This window comes from Hymenobacter sp. 102 (assembly GCF_049949205.1).
Taxonomy (GTDB): domain Bacteria; phylum Bacteroidota; class Bacteroidia; order Cytophagales; family Hymenobacteraceae; genus Hymenobacter.
The window spans coordinates 838,418-858,677 of sequence record NZ_CP188172.1 but is presented as its reverse complement, the minus strand read 5'-3'; the positions used below and the strand labels follow the sequence as shown (position 1 = coordinate 858,677).

General features: G+C 61.5%; 13 protein-coding genes. 5 read left to right on the top strand and 8 right to left on the bottom strand.

Annotated features, from left to right (window positions below; all coding sequences use genetic code 11):
- Positions 1 to 27 precede the first annotated feature (27 nt).
- Positions 28 to 2,658, top strand: coding sequence for a polynucleotide kinase-phosphatase (locus ACN19L_RS03755; protein WP_426492209.1), 2,631 nt, complete (start codon positions 28 to 30; stop codon positions 2,656 to 2,658).
- Here the strand turns inward: ACN19L_RS03755 and ACN19L_RS03750 are convergent.
- The 5 genes from ACN19L_RS03750 to ACN19L_RS03730 all read right to left on the bottom strand — a co-directional run bounded on the left by ACN19L_RS03750 (position 2,653) and on the right by ACN19L_RS03730 (position 9,448).
- Positions 2,653 to 4,830: a COR domain-containing protein gene (locus tag ACN19L_RS03750; RefSeq protein ID WP_426492208.1), complete on the bottom strand. Its 2,178-nt coding sequence runs from the start codon at positions 4,828 to 4,830 to the stop codon at positions 2,653 to 2,655. The two genes, ACN19L_RS03755 and ACN19L_RS03750, sit on opposite strands and share 6 nt — an antisense overlap.
- A complete protein-coding gene (locus tag ACN19L_RS03745; protein WP_426492207.1) occupies positions 4,812 to 5,144 on the bottom strand; it encodes a hypothetical protein in 333 nt (110 codons plus the stop codon). The genes ACN19L_RS03750 and ACN19L_RS03745 overlap by 19 nt, the downstream gene beginning before the upstream one ends.
- 63 nt (positions 5,145 to 5,207) lie before the next feature.
- Complete coding sequence (locus ACN19L_RS03740) at positions 5,208 to 6,929, bottom strand: M28 family metallopeptidase (protein WP_426492206.1); 1,722 nt, start codon at positions 6,927 to 6,929, stop codon at positions 5,208 to 5,210.
- A gap of 53 nt (positions 6,930 to 6,982) precedes the next feature.
- Complete coding sequence (locus ACN19L_RS03735; protein WP_426492205.1) at positions 6,983 to 7,576, bottom strand: TMEM175 family protein; 594 nt, start codon at positions 7,574 to 7,576, stop codon at positions 6,983 to 6,985.
- A 90-nt stretch (positions 7,577 to 7,666) separates the two neighbouring features.
- Positions 7,667 to 9,448 (bottom strand): hypothetical protein, encoded by a 1,782-nt coding sequence (locus ACN19L_RS03730; protein ID WP_426492204.1) that lies wholly within the window; start codon positions 9,446 to 9,448, stop codon positions 7,667 to 7,669.
- 133 nt (positions 9,449 to 9,581) lie between these two features.
- Between ACN19L_RS03730 and ACN19L_RS03725 the strand changes: the two genes are divergently transcribed.
- The gene (locus tag ACN19L_RS03725) at positions 9,582 to 10,337 is read left to right on the top strand and encodes a nucleotidyltransferase domain-containing protein (protein ID WP_426492203.1); all 756 of its coding nucleotides are present in this window, start codon (positions 9,582 to 9,584) and stop codon (positions 10,335 to 10,337) included.
- Positions 10,338 to 10,420: 83 nt separating this feature from the next.
- On the opposite strand, the gene ACN19L_RS03720 is transcribed toward ACN19L_RS03725, so the two are convergent.
- Positions 10,421 to 10,897 carry a GNAT family N-acetyltransferase gene (locus ACN19L_RS03720; protein ID WP_426492202.1) on the bottom strand — a complete coding sequence of 159 codons (477 nt, stop codon included), beginning with the start codon at positions 10,895 to 10,897 and terminating at the stop codon, positions 10,421 to 10,423.
- Positions 10,898 to 10,928: 31 nt separating this feature from the next.
- Here ACN19L_RS03720 and ACN19L_RS03715 point away from each other — a divergent pair, with 31 nt between their 5' ends.
- A complete protein-coding gene (locus ACN19L_RS03715) occupies positions 10,929 to 12,008 on the top strand; it encodes a DNA polymerase beta superfamily protein (protein WP_426492201.1) in 1,080 nt (359 codons plus the stop codon).
- An 87-nt stretch (positions 12,009 to 12,095) separates the two neighbouring features.
- Here ACN19L_RS03715 and ACN19L_RS03710 read toward each other — a convergent pair whose 3' ends face one another.
- Together ACN19L_RS03710 and ACN19L_RS03705 are read right to left on the bottom strand one after the other, a co-directional pair.
- On the bottom strand, positions 12,096 to 12,341 hold the full coding sequence (locus ACN19L_RS03710; RefSeq protein WP_426492200.1) for a hypothetical protein: 246 nt from the start codon (positions 12,339 to 12,341) through the stop codon (positions 12,096 to 12,098).
- Positions 12,342 to 12,529: 188 nt separating this feature from the next.
- Complete coding sequence (locus tag ACN19L_RS03705) at positions 12,530 to 12,805, bottom strand: hypothetical protein (protein WP_426492199.1); 276 nt, start codon at positions 12,803 to 12,805, stop codon at positions 12,530 to 12,532.
- Positions 12,806 to 12,964: 159 nt separating this feature from the next.
- Between ACN19L_RS03705 and ACN19L_RS03700 the strand changes: the two genes are divergently transcribed.
- A complete protein-coding gene (locus tag ACN19L_RS03700; RefSeq protein WP_426492198.1) occupies positions 12,965 to 19,135 on the top strand; it encodes a carboxypeptidase-like regulatory domain-containing protein in 6,171 nt (2,056 codons plus the stop codon).
- 149 nt (positions 19,136 to 19,284) lie between these two features.
- Positions 19,285 to 20,238, top strand: coding sequence for an ADP-ribosylglycohydrolase family protein (locus tag ACN19L_RS03695; protein WP_426492197.1), 954 nt, complete (start codon positions 19,285 to 19,287; stop codon positions 20,236 to 20,238).
- Positions 20,239 to 20,260 lie beyond the last annotated feature (22 nt).

Genomic DNA, 20,260 nt, shown 5'->3' with positions numbered 1-20,260 from the left:
TGCTCAATATACGCCTCCAAGCATCGCATGCCCCAACCTGCTACCTCCCTTAAGCTTCCCGAACTTTCTCTCGTCCTGCTCATCGGTACCTCCGGGGCGGGTAAATCTACGTTTGCGCGGCGGCTGTTTCAGGCCACTGAAATTGTGTCGTCGGACCAATGCCGGGCGCTGGTATCGGATGATGAGAACGACCAGGCCGCTACTACCGACGCCTTTGCCCTGCTGCACTACCTGGTGGGTTTGCGTCTGAAGCGCGGCCTGCTGACGGTGGTGGACGCCACCAACGTGCAGCCCGAAGCCCGCAAAACCCTGGTGCAGCTGGCCCGCGACTACCACGTACTGCCCACCGCCATCATCCTCGACGTGCCCGACCGCGTGGCCGAGGACCGCAACCACCAGCGCGCCGAGCGCCGGCACCTGGGCCGCCACGTGGTGCCCCAGCAGCGCCAGCAGCTGCGCCGCAGCCTCAAAACCCTCAAGCAGGAAGGCTTCCGCCACATCTACCACCTGCGCGGCCCCGAGGAAGTGGACGCGGTGCAAACCATCCAGCGCGACCCGCTCTACAGCAACCGCAAGCAGGACACCGGCCCCTTCGACATCATCGGCGACGTGCACGGCTGCTACCAGGAGCTGGTGCAGCTGCTCACGGAGCTGGGCTACGCCGTGGAGGAAACACCCGTGCTGGATGCGCGGGATTTGGGCGTGCGGGTGACGGCCCCAGCCGGCCGTCGGGCCCTATTTCTGGGAGATTTGGTAGACCGGGGCCCGGCCTCGCCTCAAGTGTTGCGGCTGGTTATGAGTATGGTGCAGGGCGGGCAGGCCCTGTGCGTGCCCGGCAACCACGACATCAAGCTGCTGCGCTACCTCAACGGCAAGCAGGTGAACGAAAAACACGGCTTCGCCGAAACGGTACAGCAACTGGCCCTGGAATCTGACACGTTCAAAAATCAGGTGCGGCAGTTTCTGGATGGGCTGGTAAGCCACTACGTGCTCGACGGCGGCAAGCTGGTGGTGGCCCATGCGGGTATGCGCGAGGAAATGCAGGGCCGCGGCTCGGGAGCCGTGCGGGCCTTCGCGCTGTTCGGCGAAACCACTGGCGAAATCGACGAGTTTGGCCTGCCGGTGCGCTACAACTGGGCCGCCGAGTACCGCGGCCGGGCCATGGTGGTGTACGGCCACACGCCCGTGCCCGCGCCCGAGTGGCTCAACAACACCATCGACATTGACACCGGTTGCGTGTTCGGTGGCCGCCTCACCGCGTTGCGCTACCCCGAGCGGGAGCTGGTATCCGTGCCCGCCGCCCAAGTGTATTGCGAGCCGGTCCGGCCGCTCGACTACCTGCGTCGCCTGGCCGAAGCCAACAACGAAAAACTAGAAACCAACAACCAACTTTCTGCCCAACAACAAAACGACGACCTGCTGGATTTGCGTGATGTGCTGGGCAAGCAGATTATCCGTACGCGCCTGCTGCCGTCGGTGACGGTGCGGGAGGAAAACGCGGCGGCGGCGCTGGAGGTGATGAGCCGGTTTGCCCTCAACCCAAAGTGGCTGCTGTACCTGCCGCCCACCATGAGCCCCTCCGAAACCTCGGCCCTGCCCGACCTGCTGGAGCACCCCGCCGAGGCCTTTGACTACTTCCGCCGCCAGGGGCAGGAGCGGGTGGTGTGCGAGGAAAAGCACATGGGCAGCCGCGTGGTGGTGGTACTGGCCCGCAGTGAGGACGCCGCCCGCCGCCGCTTCGGGGTGGTGGGCGAGGGGCCGGGCAAGGTATACACCCGCACCGGCCGCAACTTCTTCACCGACAGCGCGCTGGAAGCTGCCTTCCTCACCCGCCTGCAGGCGGCCCTCACGGCCAGCAGCTTCTGGGAGCGGTTCAGCACCGACTGGCTCTGCCTCGACGCCGAGCTGCTGCCGTGGTCGGCCAAGGCCCAGCAGCTGATCAAGGACCAGTACGCCGCCGTGGCCGCCGCCGCTACGGCCGCTCTGCCCGAAGCCGTGGCCTTGCTCAGCCAGGCCGCCGGCCGGGGCCTGGATGGGGTAGAAGCCCTGCTGGCCCGCACCAGCACCCGCCAGCAAGCCGCCCGGCACTACGCCGAGGCCTACCGCCGCTACTGCTGGCCCGTGGACAGCGTGGAGGATCTGCGCCTGGCCCCCTTCCACCTGCTCGCCACCGAAGGCCGCACGTACTTTGATAAGGACCACGCCTGGCACATGGAAACCCTGCGCGCCATCTGCCTCCAGGATGAAGGCCTGCTGCGAGCCACGCCCTACCGCGTGGTGCACTTGCAGGATATTGCCAACGTGGAAGCCGCCACCCAGTGGTGGCTGGACCTCACGGCCGCCGGGGGCGAAGGCATGGTGGTGAAGCCCTACGACTTCATCCCCGCGGGCCAGAAACACCTGGTGCAGCCGGCCCTCAAGTGCCGCGGCCGCGAGTACCTGCGCATCATCTACGGCCCCGACTACCTGCTGCCCGGCAACCTGGAGCGCCTGCGCGAGCGAAACGTGAAAAGCAAGCGCAACCTGGCCCTGCGCGAATTTGCCCTGGGTGTGGAAGGACTCGAACGGTTCGTGGCCGGCGCCCCCCTGCGCGAGGTGCACCAGTGCGTATTCGGCGTGCTGGCCCTGGAAAGCGAAGCCGTGGACCCTCGTTTATAACTTTAAAAAACTTTCAATTGCCTTCTTTATGCCTTGAGCAACATTGGTAAATGCTTCATCTTCATTACTCCAACTTGTAACCGGATGCCCGTCTTTAGGGAGGCCCTGTAACTTTCTAAATGGGGTATCTGTCCAATCACAAGATCGTAAAATAATAGGTATTACTACTGCTTCGCCAGATTCATGGCGAATAACTGCGTTATTCATTTCGGTTGAATAACAGTAATCAGAATTAATAAAATCGGAGCTAATTAGCAGTAGAATTATATCAGATGTAGTTAAATAATGAGATATTTCTTTATCAAAATCTTTTCCAGGAATAATATTTCTGTCATCCCATATATCAATTATATTTTTTCTTTTTAGTGTTGATAAATGAGCTTTTAGTTTGTCTTTTAAATTTTCATCCTTATGAGAATAAGATATGAAAACACTAGCACCTTTTATTTCATGTTCCATTTCTATGGGCTTTGAGTTTCTTGTTTTTTCTCTTTCGATACCGTTTAGTAAAGTTTTAACATTAAATCTAGTTTTAAGTTTTGGAATAAAAATGTAATCTTCGTTGGCTTCTTCATGAGCAAGTAGATCATTGTAGTTTACTAATATTATTCCCTCTGGATCTATCGATATATATCTTTGTATATCGATATCTTGGTAGCTTGTATGAACTTCTTCGAATTTTTCTCTTATTACTGCTAAGAATGCTCTTTTATCCCCATTTCCGCTTACTTCAATTTTTATAGTTCTTTCTTGTGGGTCGGTTACAATAAGAGCTTCACAGTTTTCATGTGCTAAAACGACACCATTCAACCAAAAATTATTTTCCCTAATTAATCTATGCGATTTAACTATAAACCTTGAAATTATGCTACTGGGTAATATGTCATATTGAAATTGAAATTTTAATGAGGATTCAGTTGCATGTGTCCAATTTATATCTGGTTTATCCTTGGGAAATGTGCCTGGTACAAAATATAAGTCTTGTTTGCCTTCCATTTGAAATGATAATTCAAAATGACCCATAATATCTGTAATATACAACCTTTCCTTTTCTGTTGGATATTGATCCTGATCTAATATTTCAGGTAGATCAGATAAAGAAAGAATTCCTTTGTTCTCGATTAATTTAGGATAGTTTATTATTTGATAAACTCCCTTTGTAACCCATTCTGGATTAAGCACTTGTGTGTTTCTTAGTACCCGGTTGTCACTGAAATTAAGCATGACACCTAAGTCGTGTAAAAGCCTTACAAGTGCAATTTTGCTGCTCTTCTTAAAATTAGGATCTACCTCTTTGCAGATTTCTTCGTACTCTTCGAATTCAATATATTCTTTATTTGTTTCTTCAAGTTTTAGTTTTATATCAAAATAGCTTTGAGGTAGTTCGTCGTCAATAAATTCAAGTTTTCCGATTGCATTTGCTATTGTTGTTTTGAGGTCATTTATGCCAATATTTTTTGAGCATGAAGTCTCGATAAAACCAAGGACGTTATCATATTTGTCAGTTATTTGTCCTTTCGCAATATTTGCCTTGTGAACTTCACATTTATTAACTGCAACTATTACTGGAACATCACCTGCGTACGAACGAACGAGCTTAAGCCAATATTCTATTTCACTATTTCCGTAATTATCTTGTGTTCTAGGATTTACAACTAGGACATAAACACTACGGCTCGTCATAAAAAATTTATGAGTAGCATGCATTATTTCCTGTCCGCCAAAATCCCAAATGTGAACCTTTATTTTGTTTTTGTCTCTTTTTACTGACCAATCTGTTATTTCAATTCCATCTGTTTTATTTTCTGAACTATTAAATCTTTTTTTAGTAATCATCTTTATAAGAGATGTTTTGCCAGTGTCTCCTGATCCAATAAAAATTAATTTTGCTTCGTGTAGAGGTTTTTTGTTTTTAGCGTCTTGAAAATCTAGTATGTATTGAATTACATCTATACCTCTGCCTCTTAAAGCTTCGCGCGGTGCGCGGATTTTGTTAGTGGTTAAATCTAGGGATTTTAGCTTAGCCAATCCTATGAATTCTTTGTCAATATGTTTTATTTGATTCTGTGATAAAGAGATTTCTTGAAGCTTATTTAATTTGATTATGTGTTTAGGTATTTCTGATAACTTGTTATTTCTTAAATTTAATCTCCTTAAATTTTTAAATTGCATATATTTTCAGATATATGTTCTATTTTATTGCCTCCTAAGCATAAATTTGTAATTGAAATAGCTGAAAATAATTCTTCTGGAATTTCAGTTATGAGTGTTTGGTGAATATGAATATTTTTGAGTTTAGTGAGTTTTTGTAGATTGCTAGGGAAAGTTATTTTTGAACATTTACTGTCCTGAATAATTATTGTGTCTAAATGTTCTAATGTCGTTAAGTCTTCAGGTATAATTCCAGTTAAAAGTCCCGGTAATAAAAGTTTTCCAGTTTTTTCTTCTTTCTCTTTTAAAATCAAAGATTTTGTGAATAAATCCATTGTTTATCTGGGTTTGAGATTTTTGAGAAAAATATAAGGTGTTTGTTATGGCGAATATGAAGATTAATTTGAAAGTTTCATACTCTTCTCACGCGCCCCTTTGAACTCCGAGCCTGCGCGCCACTTCGGGAACGTGGTTTCCGAGGCCAGGCGCTGGCCCACGCGGAAGTAGAGCTGGGCGTCCTGGGCAATGCCCGAGAGGTCCCAGGCGGGGTCGAACTGGTCGGCGGGCTTGTGGTACATGTCGGCGGTGTAGGCGCGGCGCTTGTCGGCAATCCACTGCTTGCCCTGGGTGCGGCTCTCAAATCCGCCGCTGGCGTAGAGGGAGGGCACGCCCACGTGGGCAAAGTTGAAGTGGTCGGAGCGGTAGAACATGCCGGTTTCGGGCGTCTGGTCGGGCAGCACGTAGCGGTCCTGCTCCCGGGCCGCCGCGCGGGCGTAGTCCTCCAGCTCCGACTGCCCGTAGCCGATAACCGTGAGGTCCTTCATCGGGCCGTAGGGCCAGAGCATGTCCATGTTCAGGTCGGCCACCGTTTTATTCAGCGGGAAGGGCGGGTGCTGGGCGTAGTAGGCCGAGCCCAGCAAACCCTGCTCTTCGGCCGTAACGGCCAGAAACACGATGCTGCGCTGGGGCTTCTCCGGGCTTTTCTGGAAGGCTTCGGCAATGCTCAGCAGGGCGGCCAGGCCGGTGCCATCATCCACGGCCCCGTTGTAGATGGAGTCGCCCTGAATGGCTTTGCCGATGCCGAAATGGTCCCAGTGCGCCGAGTAGAGAATGTACTCGCTGGGGTGGGTGGTGCCGGGCAGCACGGCCAGTACGTTGCGCGAGGTCTGGCGGCGGAGCTTGTTCTGGATGCTGCCCGAGAGCGTGAGCCCGCCCAATGCGCGCGGCTTAAAGCCCTTGGTGTTGGCAGCGGCGTACAGTTGGTCGTAGTTCTGGCCGGCGGCCTGGAACAGCCGTTTGGCCGCGTCCAGCGTCAGCCAGCCCTCCAGGGCGCACTTGTCGGCTCCTTTATTGTCGGTTTGGGGGCGCAACTTGGGGCTCACGGCCCCGCTCAGCACCACGCTCCAGGGGTAAGCGGCCGGCTGGGTATCGTGCACGATGAGTACGGCGGCGGCCCCGTGGCGGGCGGCTTCCTCGTATTTGTAGGTCCAGCGGCCGTAGTAGGTCATGGCCCGGCCCTTGAACAGGGTGGAGTCCTGGCCCGCGTTGCCGGGGTCATTCACCAGCACCACCACGGTTTTGCCCTTCACGTCGAGGCCCGCGTAGTCATCCCAGCCGTACTCGGGGGCCACCACGCCGTAGCCGGCAAACACCAGCGGCGCGTTCTGCACGCTCACCGTGGGCTGCTCGCGCTGGGTGAAGGTCACAAAATCCGTCTTGTACTGCAGGCTCAGCGGCTGCCCTTTGCCCTTGATGAGCAGGGCCGGGGCGGACGCGCCGGTAATTTCCACCAGCGGTACCGGCTGGAAATACGTGCCGTTGGGCCCCGGCTGCAAACCCAGCCGCCGGAACTCATCGGCCAGATACTGCGTGCTGCGCGTCTCGCCCTCGGTAAACGGCTTGCGCCCCAGCATCTCATCCGACGACACCGCCCGCAGATACTTGCTAATGCTGGCCGCCCCGATGGCCTCGGCCGGGGCCGCGCCGGGCGCGGGAGCCGCCGGTGCGGTGGTTTCGGCCGGGGCGGGCGTGGTGGTAGTGGTGGTGGCGGGCCGGGTGTGGCAGCCGGCCAGGGCCAGGCCGAGCAGGAGCGGGGCCGCGGGAAGCAGACGGGGCAGCATAGCAGAAGCAGGTAGGTAGCAGGGCATAAGGTAGCAGAAGTTCGGGGAGCGGGCTAGGAACCCGGCTCCGGGCGGTGCGCCAGGGTGCGCGCCAGGTGCCGGTCGGGCACCAGCCACAGCAGGGCCACGAGCACGTAGAAGAACCCGCCGATGCCCGCGTGCCAGAAGCTGCCCCCGATGCCCAGGCAATACAGCAGCGGCGACACCCGGCCTTTCCAGTCGGGCCCGAGGGCCGCGGCCAGCCGCGAGCCGGGCCCCTCGGCCCGGATGATGGTTTGCTGCAGCACGTAGTACGCCACGGCCGACATCAGCAGCACAAAGCCGTAGGTGGCCATGGGGGCTGGGGCAAACTGGTTCTGGCCCATCCAGCCGGTGGCAAACGGCGTGAGGGAAAGCCAGAACAGCAGGTGCAGATTGGCCCACAGCATCCCGCCGCTCAGGCGCGTCACGGTGCCAATCATCAGGTGATGGTTGTTCCAGTAGATGCCCACGTACACGAAGCTCAGCACGTAGCTCAGAGCCACCGGCAGCAACGGGCGCAGCACGGCCCAATCGGCCCCGTGGGGCACCTTGATTTCCAGCACCATGATGGTCAGGATGATGGCCAGGACTCCGTCGCTGAAGGCCTCGAGGCGGGCTTTGGTCATGGGGAAAGAACGTTTGAGAAAAAGAAGCGTCACGCTATTCCGGTGCTTCACGGGTTAAAGCCGACCAGGTAGTGCGCGCGCTGGGTGGGGTCACAGGCTGGATGCTTCCTCTGCTTCTTCGCGGGCCAGCTGTTCCTCCTGGGTGAGAGTAGGGTCAATGAGGTGGAGCAGTTGCCGGCGCCGGATAATTTGCTCTTGCTCCGGCAATAGAAACACGTAGGCCGTTACCATGCCGCGGGACTGGGCCAGCCCACCCTGTACCTCGAAGAATTTGCCCGGCACTCGTTGCTCCCGCAGTGCCTGCTGCACCAGCTTAAACAGGCGGGCATCCGGCCGCTCACTGGCCTGGTCGAGCACCGTGCGATACAGTTTACCACCCAACCTGAAGTGCAGCGGTCCGCCCTCGGCCGGCTGGGTGCGGTCCTGCACCTGCACGAAGTGAAACCGCCTGCCTGCTACCTCTTCGAGTACCTTCAGCAGGCGGCGGTACGACCACGTGGCGTAATCCGGGGCACCCCGGTACTCGCCCACACTCCCGGGCACGTAGTGCAGTATCTCCTCCCGCTCGCTTAGGCGGGCCTGCCGTAGTCGGGTTTCGGCCGCCGCACGCTGCTCTGGTGAAAGATGGCGCAGGAACCCCAACCTTGTGAAAGCAGCCAAAGCGGCCGTTACAGTATCCGTGGGCAGAACCGAAAAACCAGGTGCCGAGGTGACGTGCAGGGCGGAAAATTCCAGGGTGTCCACGGCTTCTAACTGGGCCGATGTGAGCCGCCAGAGGCCAAATCGTTCCTCGGGGCCGGTTAGATACTTCTCCCGCTCCGATTCAATAAATACCAGCCGGTGGCGGGCGGCCTGGTCGGCCAGAATCTGGTTAAAAATCTGATAAAACTGCTCCGGATATACGCTTGCGCTACTGCCTGTACTGGCGGCGTACAGGGCGCAACGGTGGTGGTAGGCTTTCCCGTTCACCCGCAGATGTACCACTACATCCTGGTCTTCAGGGCAGTTTAGGCAGGTAGAAAGTTGGCCGGGCTGTACTACCTCAAACCGGAAGTCGGAAAAGGTCAGTTGGAGCAGTCCGGCTGCATCCTGGTGCAGCTGACGCAGATAAGGCGCCAGGCTGGCCGGATAGTCGGAGCGGTAAAAGACTCGGGCCTGGGGAAGACGGTTCAGCAGTTCGACGGGGTCGTGCAGGTGGCCGGACCGTAACTCCAGGCTGAGCTGCCGGGCCTGCCCGGGCGTCAGGAAGCCAAGTTGCTGCAGCACGGGCGGTAGCGTGCGGGTAGCTCGCAGGCGGCTGGTCAGGGCCAGAATCTCGTCGGCATTATACAGTAGGTTGTGGCGGCTGTAAAATCGGCCGGCTTGCGCCAGTGGCAGCAGAATCCGGTGTTCGTTGGCGGTAAGCAGCCGGGCTCGCCGCAGCTGCCTTACCAACAAGGTGGTTTGCGCGCGTACCCGCTGTTTTTCCTGTGGCGTGTTGGGCAGATGAATCACCGTCGCGAACATTGGCGTCAGAGAAGGTGGATCAGGGGCTTCCTGTTCCATTTCCTGCTCAGTGGCGATGCGCAGCGAGTCGGGGTTGAAGTGCCAGTGTTTTTCCTGCAGTGCTTCGTATTCGCTGAGCCAGCCGCGCACCCGGCGCGCCGTTCGTCCGAGTTGAAAGTGTTCCAGTCGGGTGGTGTCGCAGAACCGCAGCCAACGCCGATGCTGCGGTTTCACCAACCCGGTGCGCAGGAGGTCGGCTGCGTAATCAGGGCGCGCGCCGGCTGCCTGCTTCGGCTGCTTGCCGACCGGGGCGGAGTCGCAGGCCGAGCCCAGCGCCAGGCATAGTACAACAAGAAGCTGGCTGAGGCGGCAGAGTGGGTGGCGCATGAAAGCTGGCGTAGATAGCCAATAAGTAAAATAGAGACTCGATAGTGCAGTTTAGGGATTCGGCGGAAAAACGCAACGCAGCATTTTACCTTAGCGGGTAGCCGTTACCCCTGCTACTTCCTGATTCCTGCCCGTGCAGCTCCGCATCCAATCCGCCCTCTCCCAGCTCGAAGCCCGCCACCACATTCGCGTCCTGTACGCCTGCGAGTCGGGCAGCAGGGCCTGGGGCTTCCCCTCGCCCGATTCCGACTACGACGTGCGCTTCCTCTACGCCCACCCGGCCGCGTGGTACCTGACCCTCGAGGAAGGCCCCGACACGCTCAGCTTCCCCGTGGATGACGAGCTGGACCTAGGCGGCTGGGAGCTGCGCAAGACGCTGAAGTTGCTGCGCGGCTCCAACGCGGCTCTTTTTGAGTGGCTTCAGTCGCCGGTGGTGTACCGGGAGGCGGCCGGGTTTCGGGCGGCGCTGGGGCCGCTGCTGCCCGCCTGCTGGAACCCCCGGGCTGGCTTGCACCACTACCTGGGCCAGCTGCGGCGCGGGGTGGAGGAGGATTTGACCGGCGAGCAGGTGCGCCTCAAGCGGCTGTTCTACGCCTTGCGCGCCACGCTGGCCGCCCGCTGGATTCAGCAGCGCCCCACCGAAGTGCCGCCCATGGAGTTCCGGCAGCTGCGGGAGCTGCTGCCGACGGAGTTGACCGGTACCGTAGATGAGCTGCTGGCCCGCAAAGCCACCGCCGACGAGAAAACCACCGTGCCGCGCCCGGCGGCGCTGGTTGCTTTCCTGCAGCAGGAATACGAAGCTGGTCTGGCCGCCCGCGCCACCCTGCCCGCATCCCAGCAGCCCAACCCCACGCCGGCGCTGGACAGCGTGTTTCGGGCCTGGCTGTAGCGCGAGGCCTCTGCTTCGCATTGCGTTGCAAAATCCGGCGGTTTATGCGGCTGTTCAGGCAAACGCGGAGCAAAGGCTTTGCGCTACAGCTGGTAGATGATTTCTTCCACCTCCGTTTGCCGGGCCGGGGCGAAGCCTGTATCCGTGCCGATTGGTGCGAAGCCGCAGTTTTCCAGCACCTTCCGGGAGCCGGAGTTATCGAAAGCCACCCGGCCGTGCAGGGGGCGCCTGGACTCCAGCTGCAGAAACTGCCGCAGCGCGGCCGTGGCCACGCCCCGGCCCCAGAAGCGCCGGTCGAGCCAGTAGGTAAGCTCGGCCTCGCCTTCGACTTCAAACTTGGCGATGCTGCCGGCCAGCTCCCCATCCACCAGAATGCTCTGCATGTGAATGGTGGGGGTGCGCAGAAAGCGGCGGTATTTGGCTAGGTAGGCCACTTGGTCGGCGTTTTCGGCGGGCACGAAGGCCGCCAGGCGGCAGGCTTCGGCATCCAGCTGAAACGCGTAGAGGTGCGGTAAATCGGCCTCCTGGGTGGGCCGCAGGTGTACAAGGGGAGCCGGCATCCTAAATCAAAGGGAGTACATTCGTGTCAATATGCTCACTATCGACGACCTGCGCCAGCGGGGCCTTATCCTGTTTGAGGCCCTGAGCGGCAGCCGCGCCTACGGCACCGACCTGCCCCACTCCGACGTGGACCTGAAGGGCGTGTTCATCCTGCCCGAAACTGAGTTTTACGGCCTCGATTACGTGCCCCAGGTAGCCAACGCCACCAACGACGAGGTGTATTATGAGCTGCGCCGCTTCGTGGAACTGCTGCTCAAAAGCAACCCCACGGCCCTGGAGCTGCTGGCCTCCCCCGCGGATTGCGTGCGTGTGCGGCACCCGCTGTTCGAGGCGTTTCAGGTGGAGGACTTCCTCTCCCAGCTGTGCCGCCAGAGCTTCGCCGAGTACGCCGTGGCCCAGATCAAAAAGGCCCGGGGGCTGAACAAGAAAATCAACCACCCCGAGCCGCCCCAGTGCAAATCGGTGCTGGATTTCTGCTACGTGACGGTAGGGGCCGGGGCGCAGCCGGTAGCTACCTGGCTGGCGCGGCGCAGCCTCCAGCCCGGGCAGTGCGGCCTCGCCAACGTAAACCACCTCCACGACCTGTACGCCCTGTTCGTGGACGAAACGCCGGACCGTTGCCACGGCTACCGGGGCCTGCTGCGCGACGCGGAAACCTCCCAGGACGTGCTGCTCTCGGCCGTGCCGAAAGGGGAGGTGCCCGTAGCCTATCTGAGCTTTAACCGCAACGGCTACAGCACCTACTGCCGGGTATTTCGGGAGTACCAGGAGTGGGAGCAGAAGCGCAACCCCGAACGGTACCAGAACACCGTGCAGCACGGCAAAAACTACGACGCCAAGAACATGCTCCACGTGTTCCGGCTGCTGGGCATGGCCGAGGAAATTGCCACCACCGGCCGCCTGCACGTGCGCCGCCCCAACCGGGAGTTCCTGCTGCAAATCCGTCGGGGCGAGTTTGAGTACGAGCAATTGGTAGCCGAGGCCGAAGCCCTGGTAGCCCGCGTAGAAGCCGCCTTCGCTGCCGCCGCCCTGCCCGAAACGCCGGATAAGGACGCCGCCGAGGCCCGGCTGGTGCAGGTGCGGCGGGCGTGGTACGCGCAGTTGAAATAACCACCGACAAAAGAGAAACTAACCCAAAAGAATGGGGCATTCCGAGCAAAGCAAGGAATGACACGTTATATACCCTTTGCCTGCTGCCTACCGCGTGGAGTGCCGGCCTACTTTGTAGCCTGACTGGCTGGGGCGGGCTTTCCTGTGAAAGAAGTTAAGTCGTTTCTTGCTGGCTTTACGGCCTTTGTACAGCTTGTAAAAAGGCCGGTGCGTGTAGCTGCGGCCCCGCATTTTGGCGCGGGCGTAGCGAGTGGGCCGGCCGGCTTCGGCCGAGGGAAGCAGGGGGCCGCCGAGCAGCAGCAGGGTCAGCAACAGGAGCAGTAAGCGAGTCATAAGCTACCAGACCGGTTAAGAGTACAAACCGGTAACTCTCAAAGCCTGCTGAAAATTGTGCCGGAGTGGTCGAACAGTGCTCCTCAGCTCCGGGCTCCGTAGTTACCCCCCTCCCCGAAAAAAACAACCGGTCTTCCCGAGCCATACGCCCGAAAAGACCGGTTGGTGCAAGCTGCGCGGGACGGCGCCTATCCGCGAATTGTCTGGTTGCGGGAGCGTTGCGGGGTGGGCGTGCTGGTTTTCTTCCGGCGCCGCCAGAATTGATACCACTTCTGCCGGTAACGCACGGTGCGCTTGCGGCGAACTTTGCGGCTCCGGCCCTTATAGGTGCGGTAGTTGGGGCGGTGTACATACACTTTACCGCGCATTTTGGCGCGCGCCGCCGGGCCGGCCTGGCCCAAAGCCGGGCTCACGTCCACTAAGGCCATGAGCATCAGCCAGAGAAGTAAAAAAAGTCGGGGCATAGAAAGAAGGGTAAGCCGCAAAACGGGTGGCGAAGTTAAGACGCCAGACGGCAAGTATTCGGCCAGAATACGGACAGTACGCAAAAAAAGTCGGGGTCGGATTGTGGAATCTGATGATTGTCAGCATCCGACGGGTAGAAATTATACTTCAACCGGCCTATGTTACAATTTTTACGTCCGCTTCTGCTGCTGTTTTTTTTACTATCGGCTGCCTCAGTCAGCCGCGCCCAGCAGCCTCTCGCCTCGGCCCGGCAGCGCAGCTATTTCACCAAAGTATTTCGCCTGAGCGAGGAGCAGACCCGCACCCTCTACGAGCGGGGCCTGGCGGCGGCGCGTCCGGAGTTCTTCGTGCAAGCAGTGGATTCATTCCCGACCGATGCCGATAGTCTGGGGCGCCTCCGGCTGGCGGCTCTGCCCCTGGGCTACTACCTGGTGGCCCACACCGAGGGCCCCGAGCTGGTGTTCTGGCTGCAGGCCCGCACCAGCCGGCAGCTCACGCTGCTGGATAACCAGGTGGACCTGACGCTGCTGGTGCAGGACTCCGTGGGCCGGCTGCTGCCCGATGCCCGCGTGACCTTGCCCAAAGGCCGGGCCGTACCGTTCGATGCGGCTACGCAAACGTACCGCCTGCCCGGGCGCCGGGCCCGACCGGGGCTGCTGGCCGTGGAACAGGGCGGGCGCACCACGTTTCACGCGCTTAACCAACCCTTTCCCTACCAACGGCCTCCCGGCAGCCGCTACCCGCTTAGCTGGCGGCGGGTGTATCAGCGGGTGGTATTTGGGTTTCCGCTGGGGCTGCTGGCCCGGCCGGTACGCACGCTGGTGGGCCAGCTGCGCTACGCTTCCACTGTGTACACCGGGCCCATTGGGCTGGTGCGGGCTGCTTTAAGCGCCGATGTGCGGGAGGAGCGGCAGGACCGCCGGGCGGAGCAGCACGGCCAGCGGTGGCAGACGTATCTGGTGCTGAGCAAACCCCGCTACCGTCCTCAGGCCGACACCCTGCGCCTGAAGGCCCGCGTCCTCAGCCGCCACGGCCGGCCCTACCGCCGCCCGCTGGAGCTACGCCTCCTGCCCGAGCAGGACCGCCGGAGCCGGCTGCTGGCCGTGCTGCGGCCGGTGCGGCCGGGCTCCTATGAGTACGCGGCCCCGCTGCTGGATACCCTGAATCTGCGCGCCGACCAGCGCATTGCCCTGGAGCTGGTGCAGCCGGGCCGGAACGGGCAAACGGTGGCGGAAGGCAGCTTTCGGCTGGAAGACTACGAACTGAAAAATACCCGCTACACGCTGCGCCCGGCCCAGACCACGCACCGGACCGGCACCACGCAGGCCCTGTTTCTGCGGGGCCAGGATGCCAACGAGCTGAACCTGCTGGATGCCCGCGTGCGGCTGAGCGTGACGCCCGCCGGGGTGGGCCGATTCCCCGGCCGGCAGGTGTTCGTGCCCGATACCCTCTGGACCCGCGCCCAGCCCCTGGATGCCACCGGCGAAACCCGCCTCAACCTGCCTGCTGCCGCCCTGCCCGCCGCCAACCTTACCTACCGGGTGCAGGCCGTATTTCTGAACGGTGACAATGAGCGCCGCACGGAGTCGGCCACGGTGGCCTACTTGGCGGAGGAGGGGGAGCTGCAGCTGGAGCTGCGCCAGGACTCCGTAGTGGCCCGCTACCTGGTTGATGGCCAGTCCCGGCCCGGAGTGGCCACGCTGCGCGTTACCCGGCTCAGCGCTGAGAAAGGAGAGATGACCACTCCGGAAGTGGTGTCGTTGCCGCTGGCCCGGCCGGTTGATGCCCGCGCCACCCGCTACCAGCTGCAGGACGCGCAGCAGCGCACCGCTTCCCTGCTGCTCTCCGCCGACAATGCCGGCCTGCTGGTGCGCTCCGACCGCACCCCGGATTCTGTTTTCCTGGCCCTGGACAACCCGCGCCGGCTGCCGTTCTGGTACTTTCTGTACCGGGGCAACACCCTGGTGCGCCGTGAGTATACCACGGCCCTGGCGCTGCGCCTGCCCGCCCCGGGTACCGAGCCCTGGTACGTGTCGCTGCACTACGTCTGGGGTGGGCAGCTGCGCACGGCCGAGTACAACGTGCCCTTGCCACAGCACCGGCTAACCATTGAGGCCGAGCAGCCCGAGGTGGTGTACCCCGGCCAGAAAGTGCAGCTGCGCTACACCGTGCGCGACGGGGCCGGCCGCCCCGTGCCCCGCGCCGACCTGACCGCCTACGCTTACGCCAGCAAATTTGACCAGCCGGCCGCGCCCCAGGTGCCCGATTTCGAGCCGGCCGTACAGGGGCGCATTTCGCGGCGGCGGTTCGGGCTGGGCGCGGGCTTTGAGAATAACGCCAGCCAGCCGGCGCGGCAGCCCTTGCCCTGGGGCGCGTGGCGGCAGCAGCTGGGCCTCGACTCACTGCGGTTCTACCAGTTTCTGTACCCCGAGTTTGGGGCGTTTTACGAGTACCGCCCGGCCCCCGGCGGCCTCACCCAGCTGGCCCCGTTCGTGGTGGATTCGGGCCGGGTGCAGCCCACGGTGGCGGTGTACGTGGATGGGCTGCCGGTGTACGTGGCCGCCGTGAACGGGGAGGAGCCCTTTGCCCTGGTGGCCGACAGCGGCCGGCACGTGGTAGCCATCCGGACGCCTACGCACCGCATCACCCTGCACGATGTGCGCCTGCGCCACCTGCACAAGCTCACGCTCAGCATCGACCCCCACCACCCCTGCCACGAGCTGCAGGTGGAGAAGCTGGGCCCCGTGACTGTGCAGGAGCAGCGCGAGCTAAGCCGGTTTCTGCTGCTCATTGACCGGAGCCAGCCCCACGAGCGGCTGCTGCTGCGCCAGGGCAACCGTCTGCAGGCCGTGGGCGAGGGCCGGCCCCAGCTACTGAACCGGCCGGCCCTGCCGTACCGCTACCAGCCCGAAAATCAGTATACCTGGCTGGCCGGCCCATTCCGGCCCGATTCGGTACTGCTGCGCCGCTCCGACGGCCTGCGCCAGCTGTTCCTGCCCGAGCCCGGTTTCCGCTACACGTTTGCGGCGGGCCTGCTGAAAATGCGCAGCCTTCCCGATGACCGGCTGGGTCATTTGGATGCGGCGTCCGATTTTACCCGGCTGCCCCTGGCCGATTTCGCCTACACCGAAGCCGACCTGCGGCCCCGCCCGGCCACCAATTTCTACCGTGCCCCGCGCCCCGAGCCGTTGCTGCTTAACCCCGCCAGCACGCCGGCGGGGCAGGGGCGGGTGGAAGTGCGCCTGCTCGCCCGTTCCGGGCGGGCGGAGCTGCCGCCGGTGCTGTACACGCTGGTCACGCAGCCATCGGTGCCGGCTTTCAGCCGGCTGTTGCGCTACCTGCCGCAGCCCATTCACGGGTTGCCGCCCGGCCGTTACCGCCTGGCCCTACTGCTGGCCGACAGCTCCGTACTGGCTCCGGCCACCGACGTCCGGGTGCAGGCCAACGGCACCACCTACGTGCAGGTGGATTCCCTGGACCGCCTCGCCGCTGGCCCGGCCTGGCGCACGATTAAGCGCCGCATCACCCGCGAAATAGCCCAGCGCCTGCTGGCCGCCCAACCTACCCCCAAAGACGAGCTGGAAGCCCGCCGCGAAATTCCGGTGGCCATTCCCCTCAGCCCGCAGCCCGGCTGGGTAGTGGTGCGGGGCCGCGTTACCGACCGGTCCAGCGGGGAGGGCCTGCCCGGCGTAACGGTGCTGCTCAAAGGCACCACCATCGGCGTCAGCACCCAGGCCGATGGCAGCTTTGTGCTGTCGGCGCCTCCCAGCGGCGGCATTCTGGTGTTTTCCTCAGTTGGCTATGTATCGAAGGAGCGCAGGGTTGACGGACCGGATATTCGGGAGGCGTTGGCAACGGATAGCAAGCAGTTACAAGAGGTAGTGGTAACCGGGTATGGCATTGAGCGGAAACGGCAGGAGCTGGCATATTCGGTAGCCACGGTTAGCATAGAGCAGGGCTTAGCCGGCAAAGTGGCCGGCGTACAGATTGAAAGCGTGCCCGGTGCCGGCCCGGTTATCCGGATTCGCGGAGCCAGCAGCCTGCCGGGCGGCCAGCCCTTGCTCATCGTGGATGGCCTGCCGTACAGTGGCGACCTGAACAGCCTCAACCTCAGCCCCGAGCAGATTGCCAACGTGCGGGTTATGAAATCAGAATCAGCTATGGCGATGTATGGCTCCCGGGCGGCCAATGGGGTCCTCATTATCACCACCAAAAACGGCGTACCCGGCCGCCCGGCCCCTGGCCTGAACGGGGCTCCGGCCGCGCTGGGCCCCGATGGCCTGCCCCTGGCCGCCGGCCGCGACCCGCGCCTGGCCCTGCGCCGGCGCTTCTCGGACGTGGGCTGGTGGCGGCCCACGCTAGTCACCGACCAGCAGGGCCAGGCCCGCACCGAGGTGATTATTCCCGACGATATTACCGGCTGGGATACCTTCGTGCTGGCTTCCGACGACCACGCCCGCACCGGCAGCCTCACCCAGAAGCTCCGCTCCTTCAAGGCCGTGATGGGCGAGCTGGCCGCCCCCCGCTTCCTGGTGCAGGGCGACCGGCCGCAAGTGCTGGGCAAAACCCTCAACTACCTCCCCGATACCGCCCAGGTAACCACCAGCTTCCGGGTGGGCGAGGGGCCGGCCCGCACTCAGGCCCGGCGCGTGGCTACCTCGGCCCTGGATACCCTCACCTTCACGGCCCCCTCCGATGCCGATTCGGTGGCCGTGAGCTTCAGCCTGCTGCAGCCCAACGGCTACCAGGACGGGGAGTTGCGCCACCTGCCGGTGCTGCCGGCCGGCACCCGGGAGCGGGTGGGCTCCTTCGCCGTGGTTACCGCCGCCGACACCACGCTCACGCTGCCCACCCGTCCGGAGCTGGGCCCCGTAACGGTGCGGCTGGAAAGCGACCCGCTGCCCGTGCTGCTGGAAGAAATCCGCCACCTGCAGGGCTACGCCTACCTCTGCAACGAGCAGGCGGCCTCCAAGCTGCTGGGCTTGCTGCTGGAGCAGCGCATCCGGCAGGGGCTGCAACAGCCGTTCAAAGATGGCCGCAATGTGGAGCGCCTTATCCGGCACCTGCTGCGCGGCCGCCACCAGCCGGAAGGGCTGTGGGGCACCTGGCCGACTTCGCCGGTAAGTCCCTGGGCCACGCTGCATGTGTTGGAAGCCTTACTACAGGCCGAGGAGCAAGGCTACAAAGTGGCCCTGGACAAAGCCCCGTTCCGGCAGTTTCTGCTCCGGCAGCTGGACATGGCCTTTGCCGATGCCGCCGTGCGGCAGGCCCTGGCCGCCACGCCCAACGGGCAGCGCCTCGACGCCTTGTATTTCCGCACCGACGACGACCGGATCCGGCTGCTGCACCTGCTCCACCGGCTCGGGGCCCAGCCCGATTTCCCCACCCTGATCCGGCGAATGGAGCAGGAGCAGCGCGGCCGTCAGCCCCTCGACCGGTACCTGGCCCTCACGCAGCTGCGCCAGCAAATCGGCCTGCCGTTCCAGCTGGATACGCTGCGCCGCTACCGCCTGCGCACCGAGCTGGGTGGGGTGTTTTACGCCGATACCCTGCACGGGGGCACGTATTACCGGTATCTGCTGCCCGACCGGGTCGGCAATACGCTGCAGGCGTACCGGCTGCTACGGGGCCAGGGCGGGCAGGAGCGGGAGCTATTGCGCATCCGAACATACTTGTTGCAGCAGCGTCGGCAGCAGGGCCACTGGGCCAGCACCTACGAGGCCGCTCAGATTCTGGCCACCATCGGCCCCGATCTGGTGGTGCCGGCCAGCGGCGGCCTCACGGCCCGGGCCCGGCTCAGCGGCGGGCTCACCCAGGAAATCAGCAAGTTCCCGTTCGAAACGACGATACCGGCAGCTGCCGGGCCGCTTACGCTGCATAAGCAGGGCGGCCTGCCGGTGTACGCCACGGCCTATCAATTGTTCTGGAATCCCGCGCCGGCCGCCGTGGCCGCGCCCTTCGTGGTGCGCACCCGCCTGGCCGGGCAGGAGGGTGGTAGCGTGCCGTTACCGGCCGGGCAGCCCGCCGAGCTGGAAGTAACCGTGGAGGTAAAAGCCGAGGCCCGCTATGTACTGCTGGAAGTGCCCATTCCGGCCGGCTGCTCCTATGGGGAGCCAGCGCGCGGCAACGCCTTTGAGGTGCACCGGGAGTACCTGCGCCATCAGGTGGGCATCTTTATGGACGTGCTGCCCGTCGGCCGCCACACGTTCCGCATTGCCCTGCAGCCCCGCTACCGGGGCCGCTACACCCTTAATCCCGCCAAAGCCGAACTCATGTATTTCCCCACCCGCTACGGACGCTCGGCCAGCAAGCAGGCGGTAATCCGATGAGGTGGTGAAAGGTGAAGATGTGGGAAATGATGAGGTGACAAATGGTATGTCATGCCACAGCTGCGGTTTGGCTCGGAATGACGTACCAACCTGTCACCTGCTTTCTGTTCTCCCTCGTAATTTGGGCGCGTATTTTTCTTTTATACTGCATGACAGCTATATCCTCCCGCGAATCCCAACTCCGGTCTGCATTACTGGGCCTGGCCGTGGGTGATGCCCTGGGCGTACCCGTGGAGTTCCAGAGCCGCCCCGCCCGCCGCCTCGACCCCGTAGTGCACATGCGCGAATACGGTACCCACCACCAGCCCGCCGGCACCTGGTCCGATGATGCCTCCCTCACGTTCTGCCTGGCTCAGGCCATTGCCGATGGCTTCAGCGTAGGCAAAGTGGCCGAATACAGCCGCCGCTGGTACTACGAAAACCTCTGGACGCCCCACGGCCGGGTGTTTGACATCGGCATCACCACCCGCGAGGCCCTGAGCCGCCTGCAGTCTGACCCCGACCTGATTTTGGCTGGCGGAACCGACGAGTGCAGCAACGGCAACGGCTCCCTGATGCGGATTCTGCCGCTGGCGTTCTACCAGGAAGATGCGCCGCTACCGGAGCGGTTTGAGCTGATTCGGCAGATTTCGGCCGTTACGCACGGGCACATCCGCTCGGCCGTGGCGTGCTTTCTGTACCTGGAAGTAGCCCGTCACCTGCGCGCCGGTTTCACGCCGGCCGAGGCTTACTTGGCCATGCGGGAGCAGGCCCCGGCTCAGCTGCGCGAGCTGAATATTCCGGCCCACGAAGCGGAGAAGTTTGAGCGCATCCTGAGCGGCCGTCTGCCCGATATAGCCGTTACGGCCATCGACAGCGGGGGCTACGTAATGGCCACGCTGGAAGCCAGCCTCTGGTGCCTGCTGCGCCACGAAACCTACGCCGAAACTGTGCTGGCAGCCGTCAACCTCGGCGACGATACCGATACCACCGGGGCCGTCACCGGCGGGCTGGCCGGCTTGTACTACGGCGAGGCCGCCATTCCGCCCGAGTGGCTGCAGGTGCTGGCCCGCCGCGCCGATATTGAGGACTTGGCGTACCGGGTTGCCAAAGCAACGGCATAAAGCCGAAAAAGCCCCAGCATCA